Here is a 22,740-nt window from a genome sequence, read left to right as displayed (position 1 = left end):
TGCGGGTCAATCACCCGACTCGATCTCGTCCGGGCTCATGTTCAGAACCCGCACGGCCAGGGAACGGGTGATGTCGCGCTTTTCCATAAGGGCCAATTGATCCAGTTGCTCCACTACGTCGGCCGCAGTTTCAAATCGACGATCCATGTGTTTGACCAGATAGGCGATTACCTCGGGGCCGGGGTTCAGCTGCCGATCTACGAACAGTTTGGCCAGAACCGCACCCAGCAACGCATCGTCGGGCGGATCCAGCGCCACGTGATGGGCGCCTTCGACCCGGCTTTGCAGGTCGGCCAGTGGCAATTCCCAGAACTTCGGGGCCAGCCGACCAGTCATCAGCAGGGCGTTCCCCTCGGCCAGAACCAGATTATGCAGGTGAAACAGCGTTTTCTGCTGGTCGGCATCGTCGGCGATCATGGGCACGTCTTCGACGGCAATCGGCCTGCGTGCCAGATCCGGCACGTCGTCATACCGCAAATCAGCGGCCTGAATGATGCGCCCGCCGGTTTCCGCGGCCCAGACATGCGCCAGATGGGTTTTGCCCGCACCGGCCGGGCCGGTCAGAACAAGCTTGTTTCCCGGCCAGGATGTGGCCGAGATCATCGCCACGGCCAAGGCATTGGCAGGCGACACAAAAAAGTCCTCTCGCCCGAGCGCAGTTTTGGCGGGCAGATCAAAGCTGAGTTGTCGGGCCATTTACTCGGTTTCCTGATCCTGACGTTCAAGACCGGTATAAAGTCGGCTGTCCAGGTACAGCGATGTGGCAAATCGGGCCAGCACGCCCAATGCTGCGGCCACGGGCACGGCAATCAGCATGCCGACAAAGCCGAACAAAGCCCCAAAGACCGACAGCGCCAGCAGCAGCCAGACCGGGTGCAGCCCGACAGAGCTGCCTACCAGTTTGGGTGTCAGGAAATTCCCCTCGGTGACCTGCCCGATGGCAAAGATCCCCGCGATCAGTCCGACATGTGCCCAATCTCCCCAAAACTGAAACAGCGCCAGCCCGATGGCCAATGAGCCTCCGATCAGGGCGCCCAGATAGGGGATGAACGTGACCAGCCCCGCGATGAACCCCACGATCAGGCCGAATTGCAGACCGGCAAGCATCAGCGCGACGGCATAGTAGGTACCTAGGATCAGGCAGACCGTTCCCATCCCGCGCACGAAAGAGGCCAGCACGGCGTCAATCTCACCGGCCAGCCGCCTGATGGTGGGGGCGTGGTCACGCGGCAGGAGCTCTCCGATGCGAGCGACCATGCGATCCCAGTCCAGCAGCAGGTAAACAGCCACGACGGGCACGATTACCAGAAGGACAACAATGTTTATCGCGGACCCGAGTGAGGCAAGAACCGTTTGCAGAACATCCCCGGTCTTGGACTTCAGCATGTCGCCGAAGGACACCAGCATCTGATGAGTGTTTGATTCCCGGTCCAGCAGCGACGGGAATTGTTTTTCAATGAACCCGCGCAATTGCTTGAACAGGTCAGGCAGAACGTCGATCAGATCCAGCAATTGGGTAATCAGGGCGGGCACGACCATCAGGATCGCCAATATAAACCCCAAAATCCCGATGACGGTGATGATGGCTGTGGCTGCGATGCGCGACAGGCCCAACCGCTCCAGCCGATCCGCAACGGGATCAAGGAAATACGCAATTGCTCCGCCTATGACGAAGGGCAGCAGGACATCCCCCAAGGCCCAGAGGATCAAAACAAAAACCGCAGCGGCGACGCCCCAGTATCTCAGCTGATCCTTTACCGGCAAAGCCATCGTGATCCCCTTGTTCAGGCCCTTGCAGGCGTTCTTGGCGCATCAAAGCCCATGATGCAAGCGCTTCATGGGCAGGGGCTTTGCCCGTTTCAATCGTGCAACGTCCCCAGTTCAGGGGTGTCTTCGTCTGCGGCTTCATCGGGCCAGTTGGTGCGCCAGATTTCTGCCGACCAGTGCCCACAATGAACCGCCGGGCGGTCGAAACCGGGCAGGGCGGGCAACAACGGTTCAACAATGACGTCATGGCGGGGTACGGCGAAATAAGGGAAAGAATACCGTTCCTTGCCCGACCGGTTGACCACCCGATGTGGCGTGGATTTCAATCGCCCGCCTGACCAAAGTTCCAGCATGTCGCCGATATTCACCACGAAACCACCGAGTGGGCAGTCCGGTGAAATCCACTTGCCGCTGCGGGTCTGCACCTCGAGCCCGCCCACCGGATCGGGCGCGATGATGGTCAGTGCGTCCGTATCCTTGTGCGGATGGATGCCATAGCCCGCTTCTTCCGCGGCCTGCGGGGGATAGTGCAGCAATGTCATATTGGTCATCGGGTTGCGGAACGCGTCGCGCAAAATGCCAGAGGTCAAGTTCAGGCCGGATTCCAATGCGCCCAACAACACATCAGTGACCTGATCCAATTGACGCCAATAATCCAGGATGACCTCTTTGGCGCGGGGAACTTCGGCGGGCCACAGATTTGGGCCGTACAGGGCACATTCACTGCGCACGGGGTCGGTGGCGGCAACCTCGTGGTGCAGCTTGTAACCCTCGTATTTGTCGGCTTTGCCGGATCCGTCATTCGGTGTGAAAAAACCCATCGGGATATAACCGCGATAATTCTCGCGCGTGATGGCCTGATCCCATTTGCGGGATTCATTTATGGCAAAGATCTCTCGTGTGGTCTGACGGACCTGATCCACCGTCTGCTGGGACACACCTGTCCCGGTGATGGACAGAAACCCGATTCCTGTGCAGGCCTCAATTATACCTTGTACCGTTGCGGCAAAGGCTGCGCTGCCAGGGTCGGACAGCGGCGAGATGTCTATTGTCGGAATCCTGTCCATCAGTGAATCCTGACCCCCTGACGCTCTAGTTCCGTGTGAACAAGTGCCAGGTTCAATTGGTCCAGGCTCTGATTGCTTTTCAGTGCCATGGCCGCCGCAATGCCCGCACCCTGGCCCATGACGGCGCAGCAGGCCATGTTGCGCGTGGCGGCATGGGCCACCCGGTCCGCACCATGCGACCGCCCAGCGACCAGCAGGCCCTTGACGCCCCTGGGCAGCATCGAGCGGTAGGGGACCTGCATATACCGCCCCGTGGTCGGCAGGATCAGGATGCCATAGCCGTCGATGAATTCGGGGTAGATGCCGATCGTATCCTCAAACCGGCCCTGATGGCGGGCGTCGTCTTCGGTCATGTTATATACCGCGTCGATCTTGCGGGTGTCGCGGATGCCGATGGTCATGCCGAAGTTCCGAAGCCGTGCGTTTTCGCATCCGGGCATGAAGCGGCGCAGGGCTTCGATGGCCAGCATCGACTGGCGTCGGCCTTCGATCTCACCCTTTGTCAGGCTGTCGGGATCGGTGCCATCGACCTCAGCCAGATGGATGAGGTTCATATAGGTCAGCTCACCCGTGTCATGCATCGCACCCCATGTGCCCGCGATGGTGTTCAGATGCGGCGGGATCAGGCCCTGATCGATGGCCTGCTGGAACGGCTTGTGCACGAAGGGCGAGAACATGTCGTCCTCTTTGCCGCTGGTTTCGATGTTCCACTCACCGCCGCCGCCCCAGTCCTTGTAGGTCTGCGGATCGGCTTTGACGCCTTCCATAAAGGCGCGCTTGTCCACCCCGGCCAGATGGAACATGACAGAGGCCGCCATCATGTCCTCCCTAGGTGTTTTATGCGTCGGGGCCCCCGCGCGATGGGCCACATCGGCGTCGCCGGTGGCATCGATTACCACCTTGGCCAGTATCGCCTCGCGCCCGGCCTTGGATTCGGTGATGATGCCAGTGATCCGGTCGCCGTCCATTATCGGGGCGACGAATTGCCGGTGCAGCATCGGATGAACACCCGCCTCTTCGACCAGCTTGTCCGCCACCAGCTTGAACCCTTCGCTGTCCAGTTCATAGCTGAGCGACTGGCTTTCGGGCACCGCCGCGCCCATCTCTTTGGCGCGGGTTTCGAACTCCATCCCGATGCCGCCGGCCTCGACGGTTTGCTCGTGCCGGTACCAGGCGAATCCTTCGACGCCGACGGCAGTGATGTTGCCGCCCATACAGCCGAACCGGTCAACTAGCGACACGTCTGCGCCTGCGCGGGCCGCTGCCAGCGCTGCTGCCAACCCGGCCGGGCCAGAGCCCACGACCAGAATATCGGTCTGGTGGATGACAGGTATCTGCCGGGCGGGTTCCTGAATTGTCTGCAACAGCGCCTCCTGGTGTTTGTGTTCCCGCCACAATTGAAATTCCCAATTGGCGGGTCAATCAAAAACCCGACTGACCTTGGGTCGCAAATGCGCCATTGTCCGGCGTCGCTTTCACAGCCCGCCAGCGCAGAGAGCCGACGTGCCGGGCCGAAACGTGCTATACTGACGCCCTGCCTTGGGGGACGGAGCAATGCCCGACATCTATCAGAGCCTGGATCAACAGGGGGAAGACACGGTTCGCGTCGTCGCGGACCGTCTGGAGTTTCGCGGCGAAATGCCGGATTTCGTGAAAATGCGCGAACGCTATTTCGACCGGCTCGACTGGGCCTCGTGCCACCGCATTGTCGATCTGGGCTGTGGCACGGGCGTCGTGACACGGGCGCTGGCTGACCGGGTCGGCCCGGAATGCGAGATTGTCGGGTCGGATCTGGCAGCGGAACTGATCAAGGTAGCAATGGAAAAGACGGATGCCGCGGGGTTGGCGGGGCGCATTCGGTACGAGGTTGCGGATTCCCGAAACACCGGTGACGGCCAAGGCAGCTTTGATATCGTCATCGCACATACGGTGATCAGCCATGTGGCGGACCCGACGGCGATGCTAGAGGAAGCCGCGCGGCTGACGCGGCCCGGCGGCACGATCGCCATTTTCGATGGCGACTATGCGTCGTTGACGATCGGTGCTGGCGACCCTGACGCCAACGCGATGGCGGTGGACGCAATCTTGCAGACGGTTGTCGGCAATCCGTTCGTTCTGCGGCATCTTCCGTTCCTGGCCCGGCAGGCGGGGCTGGAACTTGCCGGTTTCATCCCGGAATTGCTGGCCGAGGCTGGCCAGACCTCGTTCTTCGGAAACATGATCGACGCCTATGTCGGCCCTTGCATTCAGGCAGGCGCGATCGACGCCGAGACCGCCTTGAAATGGGCCGAAGGTCAGAAAGCAGCCGCGCGGGAAGGCACGTTCTTTGGTTCGTGCAACTATTACACTTATTTGCTGCGCAAGCCTGAATGATGCGCCGCCTTGCCTAGCCTTTGTGGATCGCGTAGAGCATTCGGGCTTTCGCTAGACAAATAGGATCGTTCATGCGCCTCAGCCGTTACTTTCTGCCCGTTCTCAAGGAAAACCCGTCCGAGGCCCAGATCGTTAGCCACCGGCTGATGCTGCGTGCCGGGATGATCAAGCAGGCTTCTGCCGGGATATATTCCTGGCTGCCGCTGGGTTTCAAAGTGCTGCGCAAGCTGGAAAACATTGTCCATGAAGAACAGGCCCGGGCCGGTCACATCGCGATCCAGATGCCCATCATCCAATCGGCGGATTTGTGGCGCGAATCCGGCCGCTATGACGATTACGGGCAGGAAATGCTGCGCATGAAGGACCGGCATGACCGGGACATGCTGTTCACGCCCACGGCCGAAGAACTGGTGACCGATATTTTCCGCGGCCACGTGAACAGCTACAAAGACCTTCCGCTGACCCTCTATCAGATCCAGTGGAAATTCCGCGACGAAATCCGCCCGCGTTTCGGCGTGATGCGGGGCCGCGAGTTCTATATGAAGGACGGCTACAACTTCGACCTCACCAAGGAAGATGCGCTGCACGCCTATAATCGCCATCTTGTCAGCTATCTGCGTACCTACGAGCGTATGGGCCTTCAGGCGATCCCGATGCGCGCGGATTCGGGGCCCATCGGCGGCGATGACACCCATGAGTTCCTCGTGCTGGCTGACACTGGTGAATCCGAGGTCTTCTATGACAGCGCCGTCACCGATCTTACCTTTGGTGATCGTGAGATTGACTATGACAGCCGCGAACAGTGTCAGGCGATCTTGGAAGAGTTCACCTCGAAATACGCACGCACGGATGAAACGCATGACGAGGCGCTGTTCAATCAGATCCCCGAAGAACGCCGCCGCGTGGCGCGTGGTATCGAAGTTGGGCAGATCTTCTATTTCGGCACGAAATATTCCGAGCCGCTGGGTGCCACCGTGCAGGGCCCGGATGGAAAACCGGTTCCGGTGCATATGGGCAGTCACGGGATTGGTGTCAGCCGCCTGGTCGGCGCGATCATCGAGGCAAGCCATGACGACAAAGGCATCATCTGGCCCGAGGGCGTGACCCCGTTCCATTGCGGCATCGTGAACCTGAAGCAGGGCGATGAAGAAGCGGATGCGGCCTGTGACAAAATCTACAATGCTCTGACAGCCTTGGGGCTGGAGCCGCTTTATGATGACCGCAATGAACGGGCCGGGGGCAAGTTTGCGACCATGGACCTGATTGGTCTGCCCTGGCGGATCACGGTCGGGCCGCGTGGCCTGAAGAATGGTGTCGTTGAACTGACTTGCCGCCGGACCGGCGAAAGCGAGGAACTGAGCCCCGAGGCGGCCGTTACCAAAGTTGCTGAAATCTACCAGCAGATTGCCTGAGCACCGTCACCGGTGACGGGTCTTGCTGTCACGCAACACAGATCCATTTCGCGAAGGTGGCCATGCGATTGGCTTGGCCACCAAATGTGATCTGACCAATTCGATCGGTTGAGAGGTCAGTCTTGGTCTGCCGTCGGGCGCGTTGCAAGGATATCTCCGTTGGCGCCATCGCCGCGTGCGACCACGATCGGACGGCCCAGCCGGTTGACCAGGTCGCGAAACTCAAGACCTAGAAACCGCAATCCGCAAACCCGCGCGTCCGTAGTGCGATCCGTGATACACAGACGCCCTTGCCGGAAAACCAGACGGTACCCTTTGTCTTTCAGAATATCCGTCAGATTGCCCCAGCTTGCCGCGCTGGCAAAGATCGGCCGAATGGCCGCACGCAGCAGCGCCGCTGTTTCACAATCCAGTTCTTTTGATGCTTGGCGAGACGGAATAACCCCCGCACCGTTGGTTGAAATTTGAAAATTCATTGAGCGACCCCCGCTCCTTAAATGTGTTCCCCCACATACAGGGTGACAAAGTTTCTGAAAATAATCAAAAAGAGTAATAAAATTTCGCGCCCATTGTTGCTTTTTCGATTCAGGAGCTCACAAAGCGCGATGATTAACTTCATACATGAAACAATACCGGTTTGTCTGTGATGGGCTTCACAACTCATGGTGTAGCACCAGATTTTCAAGTCATCCATTTGGCCCGGCCGCCGTGCTGGGCAACCGGATTGATTCGGCTTGTTCAGGCTGAGGAGCGGGTTCAGAGCGACAACCGGCTTGACCATCGGGTGAAATGCCGAAACTGTCCCCGCGAACATGAACACCCCGGAGAAGGCATGGCCAACACACCCCCGCCCTTTGCCCCTTTTGAATGGAAAATCGCATGGCGTTATCTGCGGGCCCGCAGGGCCGAGGGCGGCGTCAGTGTGATGACCTGGATTTCTCTGATCGGGATCACATTGGCAGTGTTTGCCCTGATCGCGACACTGGCGGTCCGGTCCGGCTTCCGTTCCGAATTCGTCGGCACCATCCTGGGCGCCAACGCGCATGTAACGGTCTATTCGTCAGGCGAGATTGACGCGCAGGGGCGGGTGGATCGCACAATCGCCGACTACGAAGAGCGCGCGGCCCGGATCGCACAAGTGCCCGGTGTTCAACGCGCGGCTCCTTTGGTGAAGGGGCAGGTGCTGATCACCAACCACGACCGCAGCAGCGGGGTTGAAGTGTTTGGAATCCGACCCGACGATCTGCGTGATCTGCCCGGAATTGCCCGGGCAGAGCAGGCTGTGGGGGACTTGTCTGAATTCCAGGCGGGTGAGGATGTCATCGCAATTGGTTCAGGCGTGGCGCGCAGCATCGGGGCAACGGTCGGGGATGTCGTCAAGTTGACGTCGCCCAACGGCGTCAAAACCGCCTTCGGTACGTCGCCCCGCGTGAATGCCTATCGCGTTGTCTATGTGTTCTCGGCCGGGCGCTATGACATCGACCGCACGCGCGTCTACATGCCGTTTTCGCAGGCGCAGGGTTTCTTCAATCGCGAAGGTGTGGCTGACGAAATCGAAGTGATGGTGGACAACCCCGAAGACCTGGGCCCGATCCTTATTTCGATTCTCGAGGCCTCGGGCGAGCGCAGCCAGATCTGGACCTGGCAGGATGCATCCGGTGGGTTCCTGCGGGCATTGGAAGTTGAAGACAACGTGATGTTCATCATCCTTTCGATCCTCGTTCTGATCGCCGCGATGAATATCGTTTCGGGCCTTATCATGCTGGTCAAGAACAAGGGGCGCGATATCGGCATCCTGCGTACCATTGGCCTGAGCGAAGGATCGGTTCTGCGTGTCTTTTTCATCTGCGGAGCTTTTACCGGCCTGATCGGAACGGCAATGGGGGTCATCCTGGGGTGTCTTTTTGCGATCTATATCGATCCGATCTTTTCCTTCGTGAATTACGTGATGGGCGGCGGCGTCTGGGATCCTTCGATCCGGGGCATCTATGCCTTGCCCGCCGAGCTGCATCTGAGCGACGTGCTCAAGGCGATCGGCCTGTCGCTTGGCCTGTCCTTTGTCGTCACCTATTTCCCTGCCCGTCGAGCGGCGCGGCTGAACCCGGTCGAGGCGTTGCGCTATGAATGATGTCACATTGCGTCTGAAAGGTCTGACCAAGACCTATCTGAAAGGCAAACCGGGCGAGGTGCAGGTCCTGCGCGGAGTTGATCTGGATCTGCGCGCGGGTGAGGCCGTAGCGATGGTTGCGCCCTCTGGGGCAGGTAAATCAACGCTTCTGCATATCGCCGGTCTGCTGGACATGCCCGACGAAGGAACCGTTGAAATCGGCGGGCAGAACGTATCGGGCAAGGGCGACCGGACCAGAACCGCACTGCGTCGGCAGGATGTCGGGTTCGTGTATCAATTCCACCACTTGCTGCCGGAATTCACGGCATTGGAAAACATTACCCTGCCACAACTGGCCAATGGTGTACCGGACAAGGCCGCACAGGCCCGAGCGTTGGATCTGCTGGACCGTGTCGGTGTGGCCGCACGCGCCAGCCATCGCCCCGCTGCACTCTCAGGTGGGGAACAACAGCGGGTGGCGTTTTGCCGGGCCTTGGCGAATGCGCCCCGTGTTTTGTTGGCGGATGAACCGACGGGCAATCTGGACCCCGAAACCTCGGATCAGGTCTTTGATACACTGATGAAGCTGGTGCGGGACGAAGGGTTGTCGGCGTTGATAGCAACGCACAATCTTGACCTTGCGGCGCGCATGGACCGGATGGTCCGGCTTGAGGGCGGGGTGCTCAGGCCAGTTGAGTGATCGCAACGCCAATGGCCATGACGGCGATCCCGCCCATCCGCATGAGTGTAAGCGGTTCGACCTGTGCGCCGAACAGGCCGAAATGGTCGATGGCCGCAGCGCTGATCAATTGCCCGAGCAGCACAAAGAACACGGCATTGCCCACCCCGAAATGTGGTGCGACATGGGTGATCGACAGGACATAGAAAGCAATCAGGACACCTGCAAGCAACAGGTGTTTCGGCGCATTGGCAATCTTGGACAAGGCCGCAAATCCGGGAAACAGCGCCATGACAAAGGCGGAGGCGGCGAAGGCGATGGCAAACAGCACAACGGCTGCCGCAGTTGGCGACCCGATGACTTTCCCCAGCGCCGCATTGAGCGCGGCCAGGATCGGAATTCCAAATCCGGCGGCCAGCATGATGGCGGCGTATTGTGTCATTGCCCGAAACCTCTGTACCTTTTTCGTTGATCTGGATCATTGCGCCAAGACGGTCATCGGGCAACCCTGCAAATGCCAATCCAGGCAGGAGGATACGATGTTCAAGGCAACAATCAGTGTAATGGTTCTTGGGGTTTCGGCTGCTGCCTCGCAGGCCGCCTGGGCTCAGGACGCGAAGACCGGAGAGGAACTCTATATGCACCATTGCGCGACCTGCCACGGAATCGACGCGATGGGCCAAGGTCCGATGGCAGCCGTGCTGGTGGTTCAACCAAGCGATCTGACCGCTTTGTCCAACGAAGAGGGCGTGTTCCCGACTGCCCGCGTTGTCTCCCGCATTGATGGTCGGGATCCGCTGGTCAGCCATGGTAGCCCTATGCCGGTTTATGGTCCTTATTTTGACGGGCAGGACACATCCATGAAAACGCCGCAGGGTCAGCCAATTTTGACGAGCCAGCCCATCGTGGATCTGGTGGCCTATCTGGAGACCTTGCAGCAGAATTAGGTTCCGCTGCAAATCCCGTCGATCTCGGCCTCGCTCCAGGGAAGCAAGATCGCGCGCTCTCGCCCTTTTTGCGGAAGCGGGGACAGATCAAAATGCGCGCTCAGCATCCTGTGCAGCCGTATGGTTCGGGTGGCCTGAGGGTCCAGCGCACGGCAGCAAACGTATTCCTCGACGATGGCGCCCTGCTGTTCAAACCCGTAGGACAGGAAGTCCGGCGAGGTTTCGAGGTCAAAAAGATACGGGTCGCTGCGCCCACCATGTTCCGCCGCTGCTCGCAACGGGTGGTAACCGGTGGTCCGGCGATTCTGCCACTGCCAGACATGCGTCAGTTCATGGGCCAGCAGCATCGCGGCCACCAGATTCATCTGATCCGGAAAATCGGACATGTAGTCTTCAAGATACCAATCGCGCGCAAAGTAGACTTTGTTGAACAGGGCCACGGCCGCGGGCCTGCCGGTCACCGGCCCGGGTTCTACCGGAGGAAGGATGCGCTCGCGACAGGCCAGACGTGGCCGCTCTTCGCGGAAATACGTCACATTGGCAACCGGCGCACCTTGGACCAATCGCACGCTGTCAAGATTCAGGGTTTCGCCCTGAATGGCATCCGCAAAGTTGCGCTCTTGCTTTGTCAATGGACGGCCGCAAGAGGACAGCAATAAAAGAGCACACAGGAATACGCGCAGAACCATGAGGTGAATCCTAGTCCTCTGCTTGCGATCCTCAAACCGTTTTCACAGGCTCATGGCCAGAACCCGGCTGATTTCCGTCAAAGACCGCCCGGATTGATCCATCCAGGAATTGAAGGCCCGTTGCACCGCCGCCATGGCTTTTTTCGACGTGGCGGGTTTGTCGATCACACCTTCGGCGATCAGACGGGCGGTGACGTCCCGCGACAGAATGAAACTGTCGCGCCCCGCAAATCGCATCGCATATTGCGCCGAAGCCCCGCCAAGACGAGACCCGCGTTTGGCCAGCATGGCAAGAAGGCTGACATAGTCATCAGAGGGCCAGCCCCCCAGAACCTGGCCTGCGCCGCCTTCGTTGCGCAGTTCCAAAAGGAACGCCGCGTTGTCCCGCGCTGCTGCGATCTTGGTTCCATTGCGGACAATGCGTGTGTCTTGCAGCAGGGAATCGAACTTTTCATCATCCATGAACGCACACCGGCCCACATCGAAACCGTCAAAGGCGGCCTCGAATCCATCCCATTTGTTTTCGATGACCTTCCAGTTGAAACCGGCCTGAAAGACGCATTTCGTGATGATCGATAGCCACCGGTCGTCGGGCATCGCCGCCAGTTCTTCGTGGCTTTTGGGCTTGGTCAGCTGTGCTGCAAAGGCATCGATCCCACCGTGGCGAGAGGCGGCAATATCAAAGATTTCGTCAAATGTACGCATTAACCCAACCTCAAAGCCGTCATATCAAGAGTGATTTGTTTTGCCTTCCTTTTGCAATGGGAATTTTCGGTGTTTGAAAGCCACCCGACCGGAATCGAAATTTAGCCCGAACAAGAAAAAACACTGAACTGTCAAAGAAATCCTCGACAAACGGGTTCAAAACGGTTTGTGATTGACTCGTCAGTCAACATTCCGTGCCCCGGGGCGGGGGATATTGGCGGGTCGGGCAGGGGCCCTTGCGGCGCCTGCGGGGGAAAATCAACGCATCAGCGGCAAGAAAGCTGCGCTGTTACAAACTGATCACTTTCCTTTTCCGACCAAATTTGTGCATGTTGCGGCATGGTATTGTCATCAGACAAAGATACCGGCGGGAAACCCCTGCCGGGGTGGGCAAAACAAATAAGACAGGGAGAAAATCCATGAAAAAACTGAGTGTAAGCCTTATGGCCCTAACCGTTGCCGGTGCGGCGCATGCGGCGGATATGGGGGCTGTGGACGAGCCGATCAAACTGGCGATCAACGAATGGACCGGTCAGCACGTGACCACGCATGTGGCGGGTGAAATGCTCAAGGCCGCTGGTTATAACGTGGAATATGTGACCGCCGGCATGATGAACCAGTTCCAGGCGCTGGCCGATGGAGACATCGACGCGACGCTTGAAATCTGGTCGTCCAATGTTTCGGATGAATATGCCAAGAAGATCGAGGAAGGCACGGTTGTCGAAATCGGCGATCTTGGCCTGGATGCCAAGGAAGGTATCGCATACCCGGCGCATGTCGCTGATATGTGCCCCGGCTTGCCGGCGTGGGAAGCGCTGAAAGACTGCGCGCAGGTGTTCGCCACGGCGGAAACTCTGCCCGGTGGCCGTCTGGTCGACTATCCGGCCGACTGGGGCACACCTGGTGCGGATCGCATGGCCGGCCTTGAGCTGCCGTTCAAGGCTGTCCCCGCCGGTTCCGAAGGCGCCTTGATCGCTGAACTTCGCGCATCGACCGAGCGTAAATCGCCGCTGCTAATCACATTCTGGCAGCCGCACTGGGCGATGTCTGCCTATGACGTGCAGTTCGTTGAACTGCCCGCAGGTGAAGAGGCGTGCTTTAACGATCCGGCGTGGGGTCCGAACCCGAACGCGGTAAATGATTGCGACTTTTCGCCATCGCGCATCTTTAAAGCCGGCTGGAGCGGCCTGGAAGAAAAGTGGCCCGCCGCCTATGAAATCCTGTCCAACTATCAACTGGCGGTCGAAGACCAGCAGCCGATGATGGGTGCGATCGATGTTGACGGCGGCCAGGTCGAAGAAGTTGTCGCCGCATGGATGGCCGAAAACGAAGACAAATGGCGTCCTGTTGTCGACGCGGCGACCAAGTGAGCCACTTAGGTGACTGACACGACCATGCCAGCCATTGCCTGCCGGAATCTCTGGCAGGTCTTTGGCCCGGGCGCTGACAAAGCCCTGACCGACGCGCTGTCTCGGTCAGGGAATGACGCTGACAAGGCCGCCGCAGACCTGCGGGAAAACGGGTTCATTCCGGCGGTTCAAGATGCCAATTTCGAGGTCAGGGAAGGCGAATTGTTCGTCATCATGGGCCTGTCGGGCTCGGGCAAATCCACGCTGATCCGCTGTATCTCGCAACTGCTGCCCGGCACCGGTGGTGAAATTCGGGTGGATGGTGAGAATGTCATAGGCGCCTCGAAAAAGGCCCTGACCGAGCTGCGCCGGAAAAAACTCGGCATGGTGTTCCAGCATTTCGGCCTGTTCCCTCACATGACCGTTGCTGAAAACGTCGCATATCCTCTGCGCGTTCAGGGCGTTGGCAAAAAGGAACGGCTGGACCGCGCGCAGGAAGTGATCTCGCTGGTCGGTCTGGAAGGGCGCGAAGACAGCTTCCCGCGACAGCTTTCCGGCGGGCAGCGGCAGCGGGTGGGTATCGCCCGCAGTCTTGCCGTAAACCCTGACATCTGGTTTCTGGACGAACCGTTCTCGGCGCTTGATCCACTGATCCGTCGCCAGTTGCAGGATGAATTCCTGCGCATTCAAGCGACGTTGAAGAAATCCATCGTCTTCATTACGCACGATATTCAGGAAGCGCTGAAGCTGGCTGACCGCATCGCCATCATGCGGGACGGCAAGATCGTGCAAATCGGCACGCCAACGGATATCGTCCTGCGACCCGTGGACGATTACGTGCGCGAGTTCTCGAAAGATGTCGCCAAGGGGCAGCATGCCAAGGTCGCCTCGGTCATGCGAAGCGAGGCAGAGTGCGGCCCGGACGATCCCGGCCTGACCACGTCGATGACACTGGACGCGGCCCTGGCCCATTGCATGGAGCTTTATGAACCCGTGCCGGTGCGGGATGCCGATGGCAATGTCGTTGGCACGGTGCACCCGTCCGATCTGGCTGCCGCGCTTCAGGTGGACGAGACATGACCGCCGTAACTGAGGTTCCGACGCAGCACGGCGCGCGGCTGACGGCGGGCGCCAAGGCCGCCGTGATCACGGTTGTCGTCGGTGCGGTTTGCCTTGCACTTGAGGGCATCGCCCCATGGCTGGTCAAATGGCCCGCCGCGTGGGAGCTGCCTGCAACCCAATGGGTGGGCGCGTTTCTGGATTGGTTTCTGAACCTGATCAAACCGGCGATGCGGTTGTTCTCGGATATGATGACCTATCCGATGAACTGGGCGAATTTCGTGCTTGGCAACACGCCATGGCCCCTTCTGATCGGGATCGTGACCGCTCTGGGCTGGTACTTGGGCGGTTTGCCCATGGCGGCGCTGGGCTTTCTGGGCCTTAGCTTTGTCCTGGCGTCGGGTTACTGGGCTGAGAGCATGAACACTCTGGCCTTGGTCGCAGTATCCGTCCCGGTGGCGCTGATACTGGGTGGTGGCATCGGCATCCTCGCCAACGAGGTGCCGCGGGTGAAATCCTTCGTTCAGGCGGTTCTGGATGTCATGCAGACGGTGCCGACTTTTGCGTATCTGACCCCGCTTTTGTTGCTTTTTGGCTTTGGCCCCGTCGTCGGTCTGATCGCCTCGGCCATCTACGCCGCGCCGCCCATGGCGCGCAACGTGATGCTGGGGCTGGAACGGGTCGAGCCCGAGATCAAAGAGGCCGCCATCATGTCCGGTGGCACACGGTTTCAGCAACTGTTTCAGGTCGAAATTCCCGCCGCCACGACGCAGATCATGGTCGGTGTGAACCAATGTCTGATGGCGGCCTTGTCCATGGTCATCATTGCCGCCGTCATCGGCGGGTTCAACGACATCGGCTGGGAGGTCCTGCTGACCATGCGCAAGGCGCAGTTCGGTGAATCGCTGATGGCGGGTCTGGTCATCGTGGTCTTTGCCGTGGTGATCGACCGGATGAGCGGCACCTTGGCGACCGAGCGCAAACGTTATGACAGCCGGGTTGTCTGGGCGATGTTGGGTTTCGCCGTGGTCTTCACCGCCGCCTTCTGGGCGTGGTTGCCGAACCCATCCGAACTGACCTTGCTGGATCCGATGGCCGAGGCCGTGGACAGCGGTCTGACCGCGTTCACTCAGGCCAATGGCCCGTGGTTGGATGCGCTCAAGAACAACTCACTGTTCTATGTGCTGCTGCCTTTGCGGATCGGTCTGGATCAGGCGGTGCTGCCCTTCACCTGGGGCTTCCAGTGGACGGCGGGCATGAGCTTTGGCCTGTTTGCCGCAGGTGCCGGGATCGCGCTGTTGATGGCATGGCGTGGGCGGCTGACGGGTGGTCTGATCGTCCTGATCCTGATTGGAATGCTGGAAACCGGCATTGCCAACCTGCCGTGGCCCTTTGTCCTGACCGGTGCCGCTGCTCTGGGCTGGGTCGCGGGGGGCTGGCGCCTGGCGGCGCTGTGCGTGGGGCTGCTGTGCACCATCCTCGTTTCGGGCCTGTGGGAGAGGGCGCTCTTGTCGCTTTACCTGAGCGGTGCGGCGGTGTTTTCTTGTGCCGTGGTCGGCGGCCTGATCGGCCTTGCCAGCGCGGTCTGGGAGCCGGTGTGGAAAGTGGTCCGTCCGATCTGCGACATGTTGCAGACAATCCCTCTGTTCGTGTTCCTGATCCCGGTCCTCATGGTGTTCCAGATCGGAGAGTTCTCGGCCTTTCTGGCAATCTGTGCTTATGCGATCGTGCCCATGATCCGCTACACACGGCACGGGTTGGTCAACACGCCGGACGAGATGATGGAGGCCGCGATCTCAAGCGGTGCGACCGAGTGGCAGATCATGCGCGACGTGCGCGCGCCCTATGCCGCGCCCACGATCCTGCTGGGGTTGAACCAGACCATCCTCTATGCCTTTGCGATGCTGGTGATCGCCGCATTGATCGGTACCACGGGTCTGGGACAGTCGATCTATCTGGCGCTGGGTCAGGCGGATGTGGGGCTTGGCATTTCCGCCGGGGCCGCGATGGCGATTCTGGCGCTGATTGCCGACCGCATCGTGCAGGGCTTTGCCGAAGAACGCCGCGCGGCGCTTGGGTTGTAAACAGGGCAGGGGCGATGCATAGCCCCTGCGCCGAACTTGATTTTGGACAAGGATACCCGTGCCGTCCTGATCTAGACCGATCCCAATAACGCGGAGATCACCATGACCGGTTGGGTCCTATTCCTTGCAGCGCTCGTCACATTCCTTCTCAGCCACGCGATTCCGGTGCGGCCTGCTATACGCGGACGGCTGATCGATACACTCGGACGCCGGGGGTATTTCACGGCCTATTCGGTTCTGTCGCTGGCCGTCCTGGCGTGGTTGATCATCGCCGCTGCCAACGCTCCTTATGTCGAGGTCATCCCGCCATTTGCGTTTTTGCGCTGGGCGCCGGTTCTGATCATGCCGGTGGTCTGCTGGCTGGCTGTCGCGGGGCTGATCATTCAGAACCCGTTCTCATTCGGGGGGCTGGGCAATCGGCCATTTGACCCAGAACAGCCCGGTATCCTGCGCACCACCCGACACCCGATCCTTGCCGCGCTGATGCTGTGGGCGGTGGCACATCTAATTGCCAATGGCAGCCTGTCTCATGTGATTCTGTTCGGCCTGTTTGCCGGTTTCGCAGCCATGGGTATGGCCCTTGTCGACCGGCGCAAGTCGCGGGAAATGGGCTTTGAATGGGTCCGCTTGTCCCGCAACACGGCGCGGTTCTCACTGCGCGCTCCGCGCCCCTGGCCGCGTCCCGGGGTGTGGCTGGCCGCGCTCGCCGCCTATGCGGTTCTGCTTCACCTGCACGCCCCTGTGATTGGCCTGTCCCCGCTTCCGTGAACGAGGGAGTGGCCGGGCGGTGCCTTGCGTGCTATTTGAAACGTCACAAACGAATTACAAGAGGTCCAAGATGCATCTGGCCTATGTCACCACCACCGATCGCGGCGCGACGGACCGCCTGCTGAGCGCCGTTGCGGAACGCCTGCTGGCGTCCGGATCAAAACTGGCCGGTGTCGTGCAAACAAACACGGAGTGCGCCGACAGCAGCAAATGCGATATGGACTTGCGCGTGCTGCCCGACGGTGAAACCATCCGCATTTCGCAGTCGCTGGGCACCCAGTCGCGCGGTTGCCGTCTGGACCCGGCAGCGCTGGAACAGGCGGTGGGATATGTGACCGCCTCGCTGGAGGGCGCCCCCCAATTGCTGATCATCAACAAATTCGGCAAGCATGAATCCGATGGGCGTGGATTCCGCCCCGTGATCGGCGAAGCGCTGGCGATGGATATCCCGGTGCTGGTCGGCGTGAACGGTTTGAACGAAGAGAAATTCCAGACCTTCGCGGATGGTGCAGCGGAAGCCCTGCCGGCGGATCTGGATGCAATCGAGGCGTGGTTCAACAAGGTCTCGGAACTGCGTCCGGCGGCGGAATAGAACCTTCCAAACAGTTGGTTAAGAGACAAAAAACAGCGCTGACCAACAAGCAGCGCCGTTTTTTGATGTTGGGTGCAACTAGGTTGTCTTAAGCCTGCGGTATCCGAACAGGCCTAGAACGGCCCCAATCAAAAGCAGCCCGCTTGCGGGCAGGGGGACTGGTGCGACTTGCAAATTATCCACGTTGAATTCGCCACACCATTGGTCGCACCAAACGGTGTTCGACCCAAGGCCAAAGGGGAATTTGACCGCGTTGGGGACGTTCAGCGTGATCAACAGTTGATCAATGGCCGTGAACCCACTGGAGAAACCAAAAGTGTTCAAAGCCGAAGGTCCGAACGTCTGCGTCGCAACTGTGGCACCGTTCAGAAGCCCCGAAAATGTCAGGGTTGGAACTGTCGCAGTACCCGCCTTGAGCCACTGGTTGTAGGCCTGCGTTCCAAGTGCGGGTGCAGGGCCGGATCCGGTCTTGAACACGCGCGACAATCCTGACAGATCCACGGATTGTGCCGTAAACTTCGTCCCGTTTACGGCCTGCACCACCGTTGACAGCACACCGTTGTCGTCGTGCAAGTTGATCTGATTTCCAAAGTTGTAGACGGGTGCATAGTCAAAAGTGAAACCTTGGCTGGTTCCTTGAAACGTTGTCAGCCCGCTTTGAGGATCATTCGGAAAGTTATTGTCAAATGTAATAGTCAGCGCATTCGCTGCGCCTGCGACACAAACGGCAAGTGCCGCCAAAAGCAGTCTCATAACATGTCCCTCGCAAATACGTTAACAGACTAGCGGGCGATGCGCGGTTTCGCAACTTTTACGAGTCTTTGCGGCCGTTATTGCGCAAAAGCATGCACGTGAGCACGCACGGGCAAGGCGTTCTGGCCATCTTTGAATTCTACGGGAAAGATGGTGGGCGACCCTGGAATCGAACCAGGCGTGCGTCTCCGCGAGGGAGTTACAGTCCCCTGCCACACCTTGCGGCCTGTCGCCCACTGTCAGGCGTTGCACCTGACGTGGAGGCGTGATTACTAGCGCACCAAAGGAGCGTCAACAGGAAAATTTCGCTTTGGCGCAGGAAACCGAATTCCCGGCCCGGAGGCCTGAAAAATGAAGAAACCCAAATGGGTCGTTGAAAAGGAACAGGCACGCAAGGCCGCGGCTGCTGAAACCGTTTGGCTGTTCGGTCTGCATGCAGTTCGCGACGCTTTGATGAACCCCAATCGGCAGAAACTGCGCCTGATCGTAACGCGCAATGCGCGGGACAAGCTGGCGGAAGCGATTGAATTCTCTGGGATCGAGCCCGAGATGGCTGATCCGCGCAAGTTTACGGCGCCCATCGATGCAGGCTCGGTGCACCAGGGTGCCGCGCTGGAGGTAAAGCCGCTGGATTGGGGCGGTCTGGCCGAAAACTGCATCGGTCGGGAAAATCCACGCGTCATCCTTCTGGACCGCGTTACGGACCCGCACAATGTCGGGGCGATTCTGCGCTCGGCTGAAGTTCTGGGTGCAAGTGCCGTCATAGGCACCCGCCACCATTCCGCGCCCGAGACTGGGGCCCTGGCAAAAACCGCCAGCGGCGCGCTGGAGCGTCAACCCTATCTGCGGATGCGCAACCTGGCCGACACAATTGTTGAACTACAGAATATGGGATTTCTGGTCCTTGGGTTGGACGGTGAAGCAGAGGTAACGATCGAAGGCGCGCTGAGCGACGGTCGGGACCGCCCCGTCGCACTTGTTCTGGGGGCGGAAGGCCCGGGATTGCGCCAAAAGACGAAGGAAACCGTGGATCAATTGGTGAAAATTGACGCAGCCGGGGGATTCGGATCGCTGAACGTCTCAAATGCCGCGGCAATCGCCTTATATGCATCCCGGCCCTGACAAAAAGGAGAGCGTTATTTCCGGTCCATCCAAAATTGCGACCTGCTGCTACTGCGGGACCCGGGCTGCGCTGGTCCTGAGGGGCAAAGAACGGCACGAGCTGAGCTGTTCTAGTTGTGGCGCACCTTTGCATGATCTGAAGATGCTGCCCAAGCGGAAGGCTGCGCCTGCCAAAACGGTGCGATCTGCGGTTTCTCATTCCCCTCCACGGAAGACCAAGCGAAAAAAGAAGAAAAAGAGCATGTTCTCGCGCGTGTTCGATGAAGCCTGGGATGTGATCGAAGACATTTTCGATTGACCGTTTTTGGGTGAAGATCGTTCACATCCACGTCAACAGGGGTTCCGCATGCAGCAAAAAATTGCATCTTGATACCCCAGTGATTTCAGATTCTGACATGGCAATGCTGACCCGACGTTCCACACTTGGCGCGCTGTGCGCTTTTTTTCTGGCGCCTGCCACGTATGCGCAGGAAAGGCCCGTTTACTACACCACCGAAGGGGTGGCGTTGGCCGGGTATGATGCCGTGTCCTTTTTCGACGGTTCTACGCCGATCATGGGCATGCCCGAGAATTCCGTGATGTGGAAAGGGGCGAGGTGGCATTTCACCTCGCAGGAAAACCGCGAGCTGTTCGAAAGCAATCCCCGTGCTTTCGCGCCGCAGTTCGGCGGGTATTGTTCATTTGCGATGGCGATGGGAGTTCTGAAGAGCTCGGACCCCAAGGCCTGGAAGGTCGTGGATGGTCGTCTGTACCTGACGCACTCGATCGAGATCGAGGAAATCTGGCAGCAGGATCAGGCAGAATACATTGAGTTGGCTGAAGAAAACTGGCCGGCAATCCTTTATCGAGAGTAAGCGAGAATCAGCTAATTGTGAAGAGTCATCACAAAAATGCGCTGCCCCTCTTTTTTTTACCAAATATATGCCTAAATGTCACAATGACCGCGGAATGGAACTGCCGCGGGTCATTTCACTGTCCCTCGTTCCAACAACTGGCGCCCAAGGCTTCTTGGGCGCTTTTTTCTTTTTGGAACCCTGCTAAGGATAGGGCATGCCAGACTATTCCGATCAGCAGCTGAGAGCCATTCTGCAACGCACCAAGACCGTTGCCGTTGTCGGAGTGTCCATGAACCCGGTGCGGCCCAGCTATTACGTCGCCCGCTACCTGTCGTTGAAAGGGTTCAACGTGATCCCGGTCAATCCGGGCCATGCCGGGAAAGACCTGTTTGGCCAAAGGGTACGCGGCAGCCTTTCGGAGATATCCGAACCCGTGGACATGGTAGACATCTTCCGACGGTCCGAATCCGTGCCGCCCATTGTGGACGAAGCGTTGGAGGTGTTCCCGTCCCTCGGAACGATCTGGATGCAAATCGGGGTTGAACACCCTGAAGCGGCAGCCAAGGCCAAGGCCCGCGGTGTGGACGTCGTGATGAACCGCTGTCCGAAGATCGAGTATCAGCGCCTGTTTGGCGAGCTACGCATGGGTGGGTTTTCCACCGGGATCATCTCGTCCAAGCTTTAGGGCGTTGCTGGCTGATAGGGTTTCAGGCGGGCAACCTGTTCCTGTCGTCGTTTTTCCAGCACCACGTCCCGAGGGACCCACTCATATCGGGTATCCTCGACCAGAGGTGACCAGAACAACACCCCGCCATAGCGCCACGGGTCCAGCACGACGCCCTCATAGAGCGTTTCTCCCTTGCGACTGATAATCGCGGTGCTGTGGTCGATCCTCAGCGGATTGTCGGCGTTGGCGATGGCGCGGTGCAATTCCAGCGTCTGGAAGTTTTCCTGTTTCAGACGACGCTCGATATCCTCGGCCCAATGCCAGCACAGACCACGCGGGCGCAATCCCTTGTTGACCTTCGCATTGTGGATCAGCGGCGGGTCGGTGATCTGGTATTCTTCCACCAGCTGCGCGGTATAGGAATAGGCGACTTGCGCCGCCCGGCGGGCTTCTTCCGGATCGATATCCGGGCCAAGACGCTGAATCTCGGCTGTCAGGCGTTGTACCTCATCCCCGGTCGAGGGGGGAGGCGCCGCACATGCCGCAACGATGGCAAGCGTTGCCACAAGCATCAAAATTCGGATCATGTCGCGCCCTCGGCCTGCCATTCTGACGCCCGAGTATAGCGGCCGTTGCGGCGGCGCGGAACCCGGCCGTTACCCTTTGGGGCGGGCTGCCTTTTCAGCAATGCCGCTGATGCCCTGACGGTGCGCAAGTTCGGCCAGAACATCCTCCAGCGCCACGTCTCGGGCGGCCAGCATGACCAGCAGGTGATACAGCACGTCTGCTGCTTCGGCGGTCAGCTTGGCCTGATCGCCCTTCGTGGCTTCGATGATGGCTTCGATGGCTTCTTCACCAAATTTCTCGGCGCATTTCTCGGGACCCTTTGCAAGCAGCTTGGCTGTCCAGCTTGAATCGGGGTCAGCCCCTTTGCGCGCCTCAATCGTGGCAGCAAGGTCGTGCAGAATGCTCATGTCAGCCTCATCGGAATGCCTGCGGCGGCCATGTGTTCCTTGGCTTCGCGGATCGTGTATTCTCCGAAATGGAAGATCGAGGCTGCAAGCACCGCACTTGCGCCACCTTGGGTGACGCCTTCGACCAGATGATCCAGATTGCCGACACCGCCGCTTGCGATTACGGGCACGTCCACTGCATCGGAAATCGCTCGGGTCAGGGGCAGGTTGAAGCCAGCCTTGGTGCCGTCGCGGTCCATCGAGGTCAGCAGGATTTCTCCGGCGCCTTTGGCGACAACGGTTTTTGCGAATTCGACCGCATCAATACCTGTTGGCTTGCGGCCGCCATGCGTGAAAATCTCCCACTTTCCGGGGCTGACCGTCTTGGCGTCGATGGCGCAGACGATGCACTGGCTGCCGAATTGATCTGCTGATTCCGCGATCACGTCGGGATTGGCAACGGCTGCCGAGTTGAAGCTGACCTTGTCTGCCCCCGCCAGCAACAGGGCGCGGACATCATCCTTGGTGCGAACCCCGCCGCCGACTGTCAGAGGTACAAAGCACTGCTCGGCCGTGCGCTGTACCACATCGAACATGGTGCCGCGGTTTTCGTGGGTTGCGTGGATATCCAGAAAACAGATTTCGTCCGCGCCTGCGGCGTCATACGCCTTGGCCGATTCCACGGGATCGCCCGCATCGCGCAGACCGACAAAATTCACGCCTTTGACCACGCGGCCATCGGCAACATCAAGGCAAGGAATAATCCGGGTTTTCAGCATCTGATCGTCCTTCGTTGCCGGACCTTTACCGG

The 22,740-nt window shown here is 59.3% G+C and carries 27 protein-coding genes and 1 tRNA gene; 14 read left to right on the top strand and 14 right to left on the bottom strand.

Annotated features, from left to right (window positions below):
• Nucleotides 1-6: 6 nt before the first annotated feature.
• The 4 genes from FIU92_RS11570 to FIU92_RS11555 all read right to left on the bottom strand — a co-directional run bounded on the left by FIU92_RS11570 (nucleotide 7) and on the right by FIU92_RS11555 (nucleotide 4,198).
• A complete protein-coding gene (locus FIU92_RS11570) occupies nucleotides 7-696 on the bottom strand; it encodes a DnaA ATPase domain-containing protein (protein ID WP_152458710.1) in 690 nt (229 codons plus the stop codon).
• Nucleotides 697-1,770, bottom strand: a complete 1,074-nt coding sequence (locus FIU92_RS11565; RefSeq protein WP_152458709.1) for an AI-2E family transporter — start codon at nucleotides 1,768-1,770, stop codon at nucleotides 697-699. It lies immediately after the preceding gene.
• A gap of 89 nt (nucleotides 1,771-1,859) precedes the next feature.
• Nucleotides 1,860-2,834, bottom strand: coding sequence for an isopenicillin N synthase family oxygenase (locus tag FIU92_RS11560; protein WP_152458708.1), 975 nt, complete (start codon nucleotides 2,832-2,834; stop codon nucleotides 1,860-1,862).
• Nucleotides 2,834-4,198: an FAD-dependent oxidoreductase gene (locus FIU92_RS11555; RefSeq protein ID WP_371419715.1), complete on the bottom strand. Its 1,365-nt coding sequence runs from the start codon at nucleotides 4,196-4,198 to the stop codon at nucleotides 2,834-2,836. The genes FIU92_RS11560 and FIU92_RS11555 overlap by 1 nt, the downstream gene beginning before the upstream one ends.
• A 190-nt stretch (nucleotides 4,199-4,388) precedes the next feature.
• Here FIU92_RS11555 and FIU92_RS11550 point away from each other — a divergent pair, with 190 nt between their 5' ends.
• Both FIU92_RS11550 and proS read left to right on the top strand, forming a co-directional pair.
• Nucleotides 4,389-5,207, top strand: a complete 819-nt coding sequence (locus tag FIU92_RS11550; RefSeq protein WP_152458707.1) for a methyltransferase domain-containing protein — start codon at nucleotides 4,389-4,391, stop codon at nucleotides 5,205-5,207.
• 71 nt (nucleotides 5,208-5,278) lie between these two features.
• Nucleotides 5,279-6,619 carry a proline--tRNA ligase gene (proS, locus tag FIU92_RS11545; RefSeq protein ID WP_152458706.1) on the top strand — a complete coding sequence of 447 codons (1,341 nt, stop codon included), beginning with the start codon at nucleotides 5,279-5,281 and terminating at the stop codon, nucleotides 6,617-6,619.
• A gap of 116 nt (nucleotides 6,620-6,735) precedes the next feature.
• Here proS and FIU92_RS11540 read toward each other — a convergent pair whose 3' ends face one another.
• Both FIU92_RS11540 and FIU92_RS11535 read right to left on the bottom strand, forming a co-directional pair.
• Entirely contained in the window at nucleotides 6,736-7,095 is a 360-nt protein-coding gene (locus FIU92_RS11540; protein WP_152458705.1) for a hypothetical protein, read from the bottom strand.
• A gap of 17 nt (nucleotides 7,096-7,112) precedes the next feature.
• A complete protein-coding gene (locus FIU92_RS11535) occupies nucleotides 7,113-7,433 on the bottom strand; it encodes a hypothetical protein (RefSeq protein ID WP_152458704.1) in 321 nt (106 codons plus the stop codon).
• An 18-nt stretch (nucleotides 7,434-7,451) separates the two neighbouring features.
• On the opposite strand from FIU92_RS11535, the gene FIU92_RS11530 reads away from it, so the two are divergent.
• On the top strand, nucleotides 7,452-8,747 hold the full coding sequence (locus tag FIU92_RS11530; RefSeq protein WP_152458703.1) for a lipoprotein-releasing ABC transporter permease subunit: 1,296 nt from the start codon (nucleotides 7,452-7,454) through the stop codon (nucleotides 8,745-8,747).
• Nucleotides 8,740-9,426, top strand: a complete 687-nt coding sequence (locus tag FIU92_RS11525) for an ABC transporter ATP-binding protein (protein WP_152458702.1) — start codon at nucleotides 8,740-8,742, stop codon at nucleotides 9,424-9,426. The genes FIU92_RS11530 and FIU92_RS11525 overlap by 8 nt, the downstream gene beginning before the upstream one ends.
• Here FIU92_RS11525 and FIU92_RS11520 read toward each other — a convergent pair.
• On the bottom strand, nucleotides 9,410-9,847 hold the full coding sequence (locus tag FIU92_RS11520) for a DMT family transporter (RefSeq protein ID WP_152458701.1): 438 nt from the start codon (nucleotides 9,845-9,847) through the stop codon (nucleotides 9,410-9,412). The genes FIU92_RS11525 and FIU92_RS11520 overlap by 17 nt on opposite strands.
• 97 nt (nucleotides 9,848-9,944) lie before the next feature.
• On the opposite strand from FIU92_RS11520, the gene FIU92_RS11515 reads away from it, so the two are divergent.
• Nucleotides 9,945-10,352 (top strand): cytochrome c, encoded by a 408-nt coding sequence (locus FIU92_RS11515; RefSeq protein WP_171167173.1) that lies wholly within the window; start codon nucleotides 9,945-9,947, stop codon nucleotides 10,350-10,352.
• Here the strand turns inward: FIU92_RS11515 and FIU92_RS11510 are convergent.
• Together FIU92_RS11510 and FIU92_RS11505 are read right to left on the bottom strand one after the other, a co-directional pair.
• Complete coding sequence (locus FIU92_RS11510; RefSeq protein ID WP_152458700.1) at nucleotides 10,349-11,041, bottom strand: hypothetical protein; 693 nt, start codon at nucleotides 11,039-11,041, stop codon at nucleotides 10,349-10,351. The genes FIU92_RS11515 and FIU92_RS11510 overlap by 4 nt on opposite strands.
• A gap of 42 nt (nucleotides 11,042-11,083) precedes the next feature.
• Nucleotides 11,084-11,746: a DNA-3-methyladenine glycosylase I gene (locus FIU92_RS11505; protein WP_152458699.1), complete on the bottom strand. Its 663-nt coding sequence runs from the start codon at nucleotides 11,744-11,746 to the stop codon at nucleotides 11,084-11,086.
• 419 nt (nucleotides 11,747-12,165) lie between these two features.
• Here FIU92_RS11505 and FIU92_RS11500 point away from each other — a divergent pair, with 419 nt between their 5' ends.
• From FIU92_RS11500 to FIU92_RS11480, 5 genes are all read left to right on the top strand, one after another.
• Nucleotides 12,166-13,116 (top strand): ABC transporter substrate-binding protein, encoded by a 951-nt coding sequence (locus FIU92_RS11500; protein WP_152458698.1) that lies wholly within the window; start codon nucleotides 12,166-12,168, stop codon nucleotides 13,114-13,116.
• 9 nt (nucleotides 13,117-13,125) lie between these two features.
• Nucleotides 13,126-14,175: a glycine betaine/L-proline ABC transporter ATP-binding protein gene (locus FIU92_RS11495; protein ID WP_152458697.1), complete on the top strand. Its 1,050-nt coding sequence runs from the start codon at nucleotides 13,126-13,128 to the stop codon at nucleotides 14,173-14,175.
• Nucleotides 14,172-16,238 carry a proline/glycine betaine ABC transporter permease gene (locus FIU92_RS11490; RefSeq protein ID WP_152458696.1) on the top strand — a complete coding sequence of 689 codons (2,067 nt, stop codon included), beginning with the start codon at nucleotides 14,172-14,174 and terminating at the stop codon, nucleotides 16,236-16,238. The genes FIU92_RS11495 and FIU92_RS11490 overlap by 4 nt, the downstream gene beginning before the upstream one ends.
• Nucleotides 16,239-16,340: 102 nt before the next feature.
• Nucleotides 16,341-17,006, top strand: coding sequence for an NnrU family protein (locus FIU92_RS11485; RefSeq protein ID WP_152458695.1), 666 nt, complete (start codon nucleotides 16,341-16,343; stop codon nucleotides 17,004-17,006).
• 70 nt (nucleotides 17,007-17,076) lie between these two features.
• Nucleotides 17,077-17,598 carry a DUF2478 domain-containing protein gene (locus FIU92_RS11480; protein WP_152458694.1) on the top strand — a complete coding sequence of 174 codons (522 nt, stop codon included), beginning with the start codon at nucleotides 17,077-17,079 and terminating at the stop codon, nucleotides 17,596-17,598.
• Between the two features lie 78 nt (nucleotides 17,599-17,676).
• Here FIU92_RS11480 and FIU92_RS11475 read toward each other — a convergent pair whose 3' ends face one another.
• Both FIU92_RS11475 and FIU92_RS11470 read right to left on the bottom strand, forming a co-directional pair.
• Nucleotides 17,677-18,351 (bottom strand): VPLPA-CTERM sorting domain-containing protein, encoded by a 675-nt coding sequence (locus tag FIU92_RS11475; protein WP_152458693.1) that lies wholly within the window; start codon nucleotides 18,349-18,351, stop codon nucleotides 17,677-17,679.
• Nucleotides 18,352-18,502: 151 nt separating this feature from the next.
• A tRNA-Tyr gene (locus FIU92_RS11470) sits at nucleotides 18,503-18,586 on the bottom strand.
• Between the two features lie 116 nt (nucleotides 18,587-18,702).
• On the opposite strand from FIU92_RS11470, the gene rlmB reads away from it, so the two are divergent.
• The 4 genes from rlmB to FIU92_RS11450 all read left to right on the top strand — a co-directional run bounded on the left by rlmB (nucleotide 18,703) and on the right by FIU92_RS11450 (nucleotide 20,994).
• On the top strand, nucleotides 18,703-19,473 hold the full coding sequence (gene rlmB, locus FIU92_RS11465; protein WP_152458692.1) for a 23S rRNA (guanosine(2251)-2'-O)-methyltransferase RlmB: 771 nt from the start codon (nucleotides 18,703-18,705) through the stop codon (nucleotides 19,471-19,473).
• Nucleotides 19,457-19,771 carry a hypothetical protein gene (locus FIU92_RS23020; protein ID WP_152459901.1) on the top strand — a complete coding sequence of 105 codons (315 nt, stop codon included), beginning with the start codon at nucleotides 19,457-19,459 and terminating at the stop codon, nucleotides 19,769-19,771. Before rlmB ends, FIU92_RS23020 begins: the two co-directional genes overlap by 17 nt.
• 97 nt (nucleotides 19,772-19,868) lie before the next feature.
• On the top strand, nucleotides 19,869-20,327 hold the full coding sequence (locus tag FIU92_RS11455) for a YHS domain-containing (seleno)protein (protein ID WP_152458691.1): 459 nt from the start codon (nucleotides 19,869-19,871) through the stop codon (nucleotides 20,325-20,327).
• A gap of 196 nt (nucleotides 20,328-20,523) precedes the next feature.
• The gene (locus FIU92_RS11450) at nucleotides 20,524-20,994 is read left to right on the top strand and encodes a CoA-binding protein (protein ID WP_152458690.1); all 471 of its coding nucleotides are present in this window, start codon (nucleotides 20,524-20,526) and stop codon (nucleotides 20,992-20,994) included.
• Here FIU92_RS11450 and FIU92_RS11445 read toward each other — a convergent pair.
• The 3 genes from FIU92_RS11445 to hisF form a co-directional block, all read right to left on the bottom strand.
• Nucleotides 20,991-21,563, bottom strand: coding sequence for a hypothetical protein (locus tag FIU92_RS11445; protein WP_152458689.1), 573 nt, complete (start codon nucleotides 21,561-21,563; stop codon nucleotides 20,991-20,993). The genes FIU92_RS11450 and FIU92_RS11445 overlap by 4 nt on opposite strands.
• A 69-nt stretch (nucleotides 21,564-21,632) precedes the next feature.
• Nucleotides 21,633-21,950: a phosphoribosyl-ATP diphosphatase gene (locus FIU92_RS11440; protein WP_152458688.1), complete on the bottom strand. Its 318-nt coding sequence runs from the start codon at nucleotides 21,948-21,950 to the stop codon at nucleotides 21,633-21,635.
• Nucleotides 21,947-22,708, bottom strand: coding sequence for an imidazole glycerol phosphate synthase subunit HisF (hisF, locus tag FIU92_RS11435; RefSeq protein ID WP_152458687.1), 762 nt, complete (start codon nucleotides 22,706-22,708; stop codon nucleotides 21,947-21,949). Before hisF ends, FIU92_RS11440 begins: the two co-directional genes overlap by 4 nt.
• Between the last annotated feature and the right edge of the window lie 32 nt (nucleotides 22,709-22,740).

The organism is Ruegeria sp. THAF33, from assembly GCF_009363615.1.
GTDB lineage: Bacteria > Pseudomonadota > Alphaproteobacteria > Rhodobacterales > Rhodobacteraceae > Ruegeria.
This window is presented reverse-complemented; position numbering and strand designations above follow the sequence as displayed.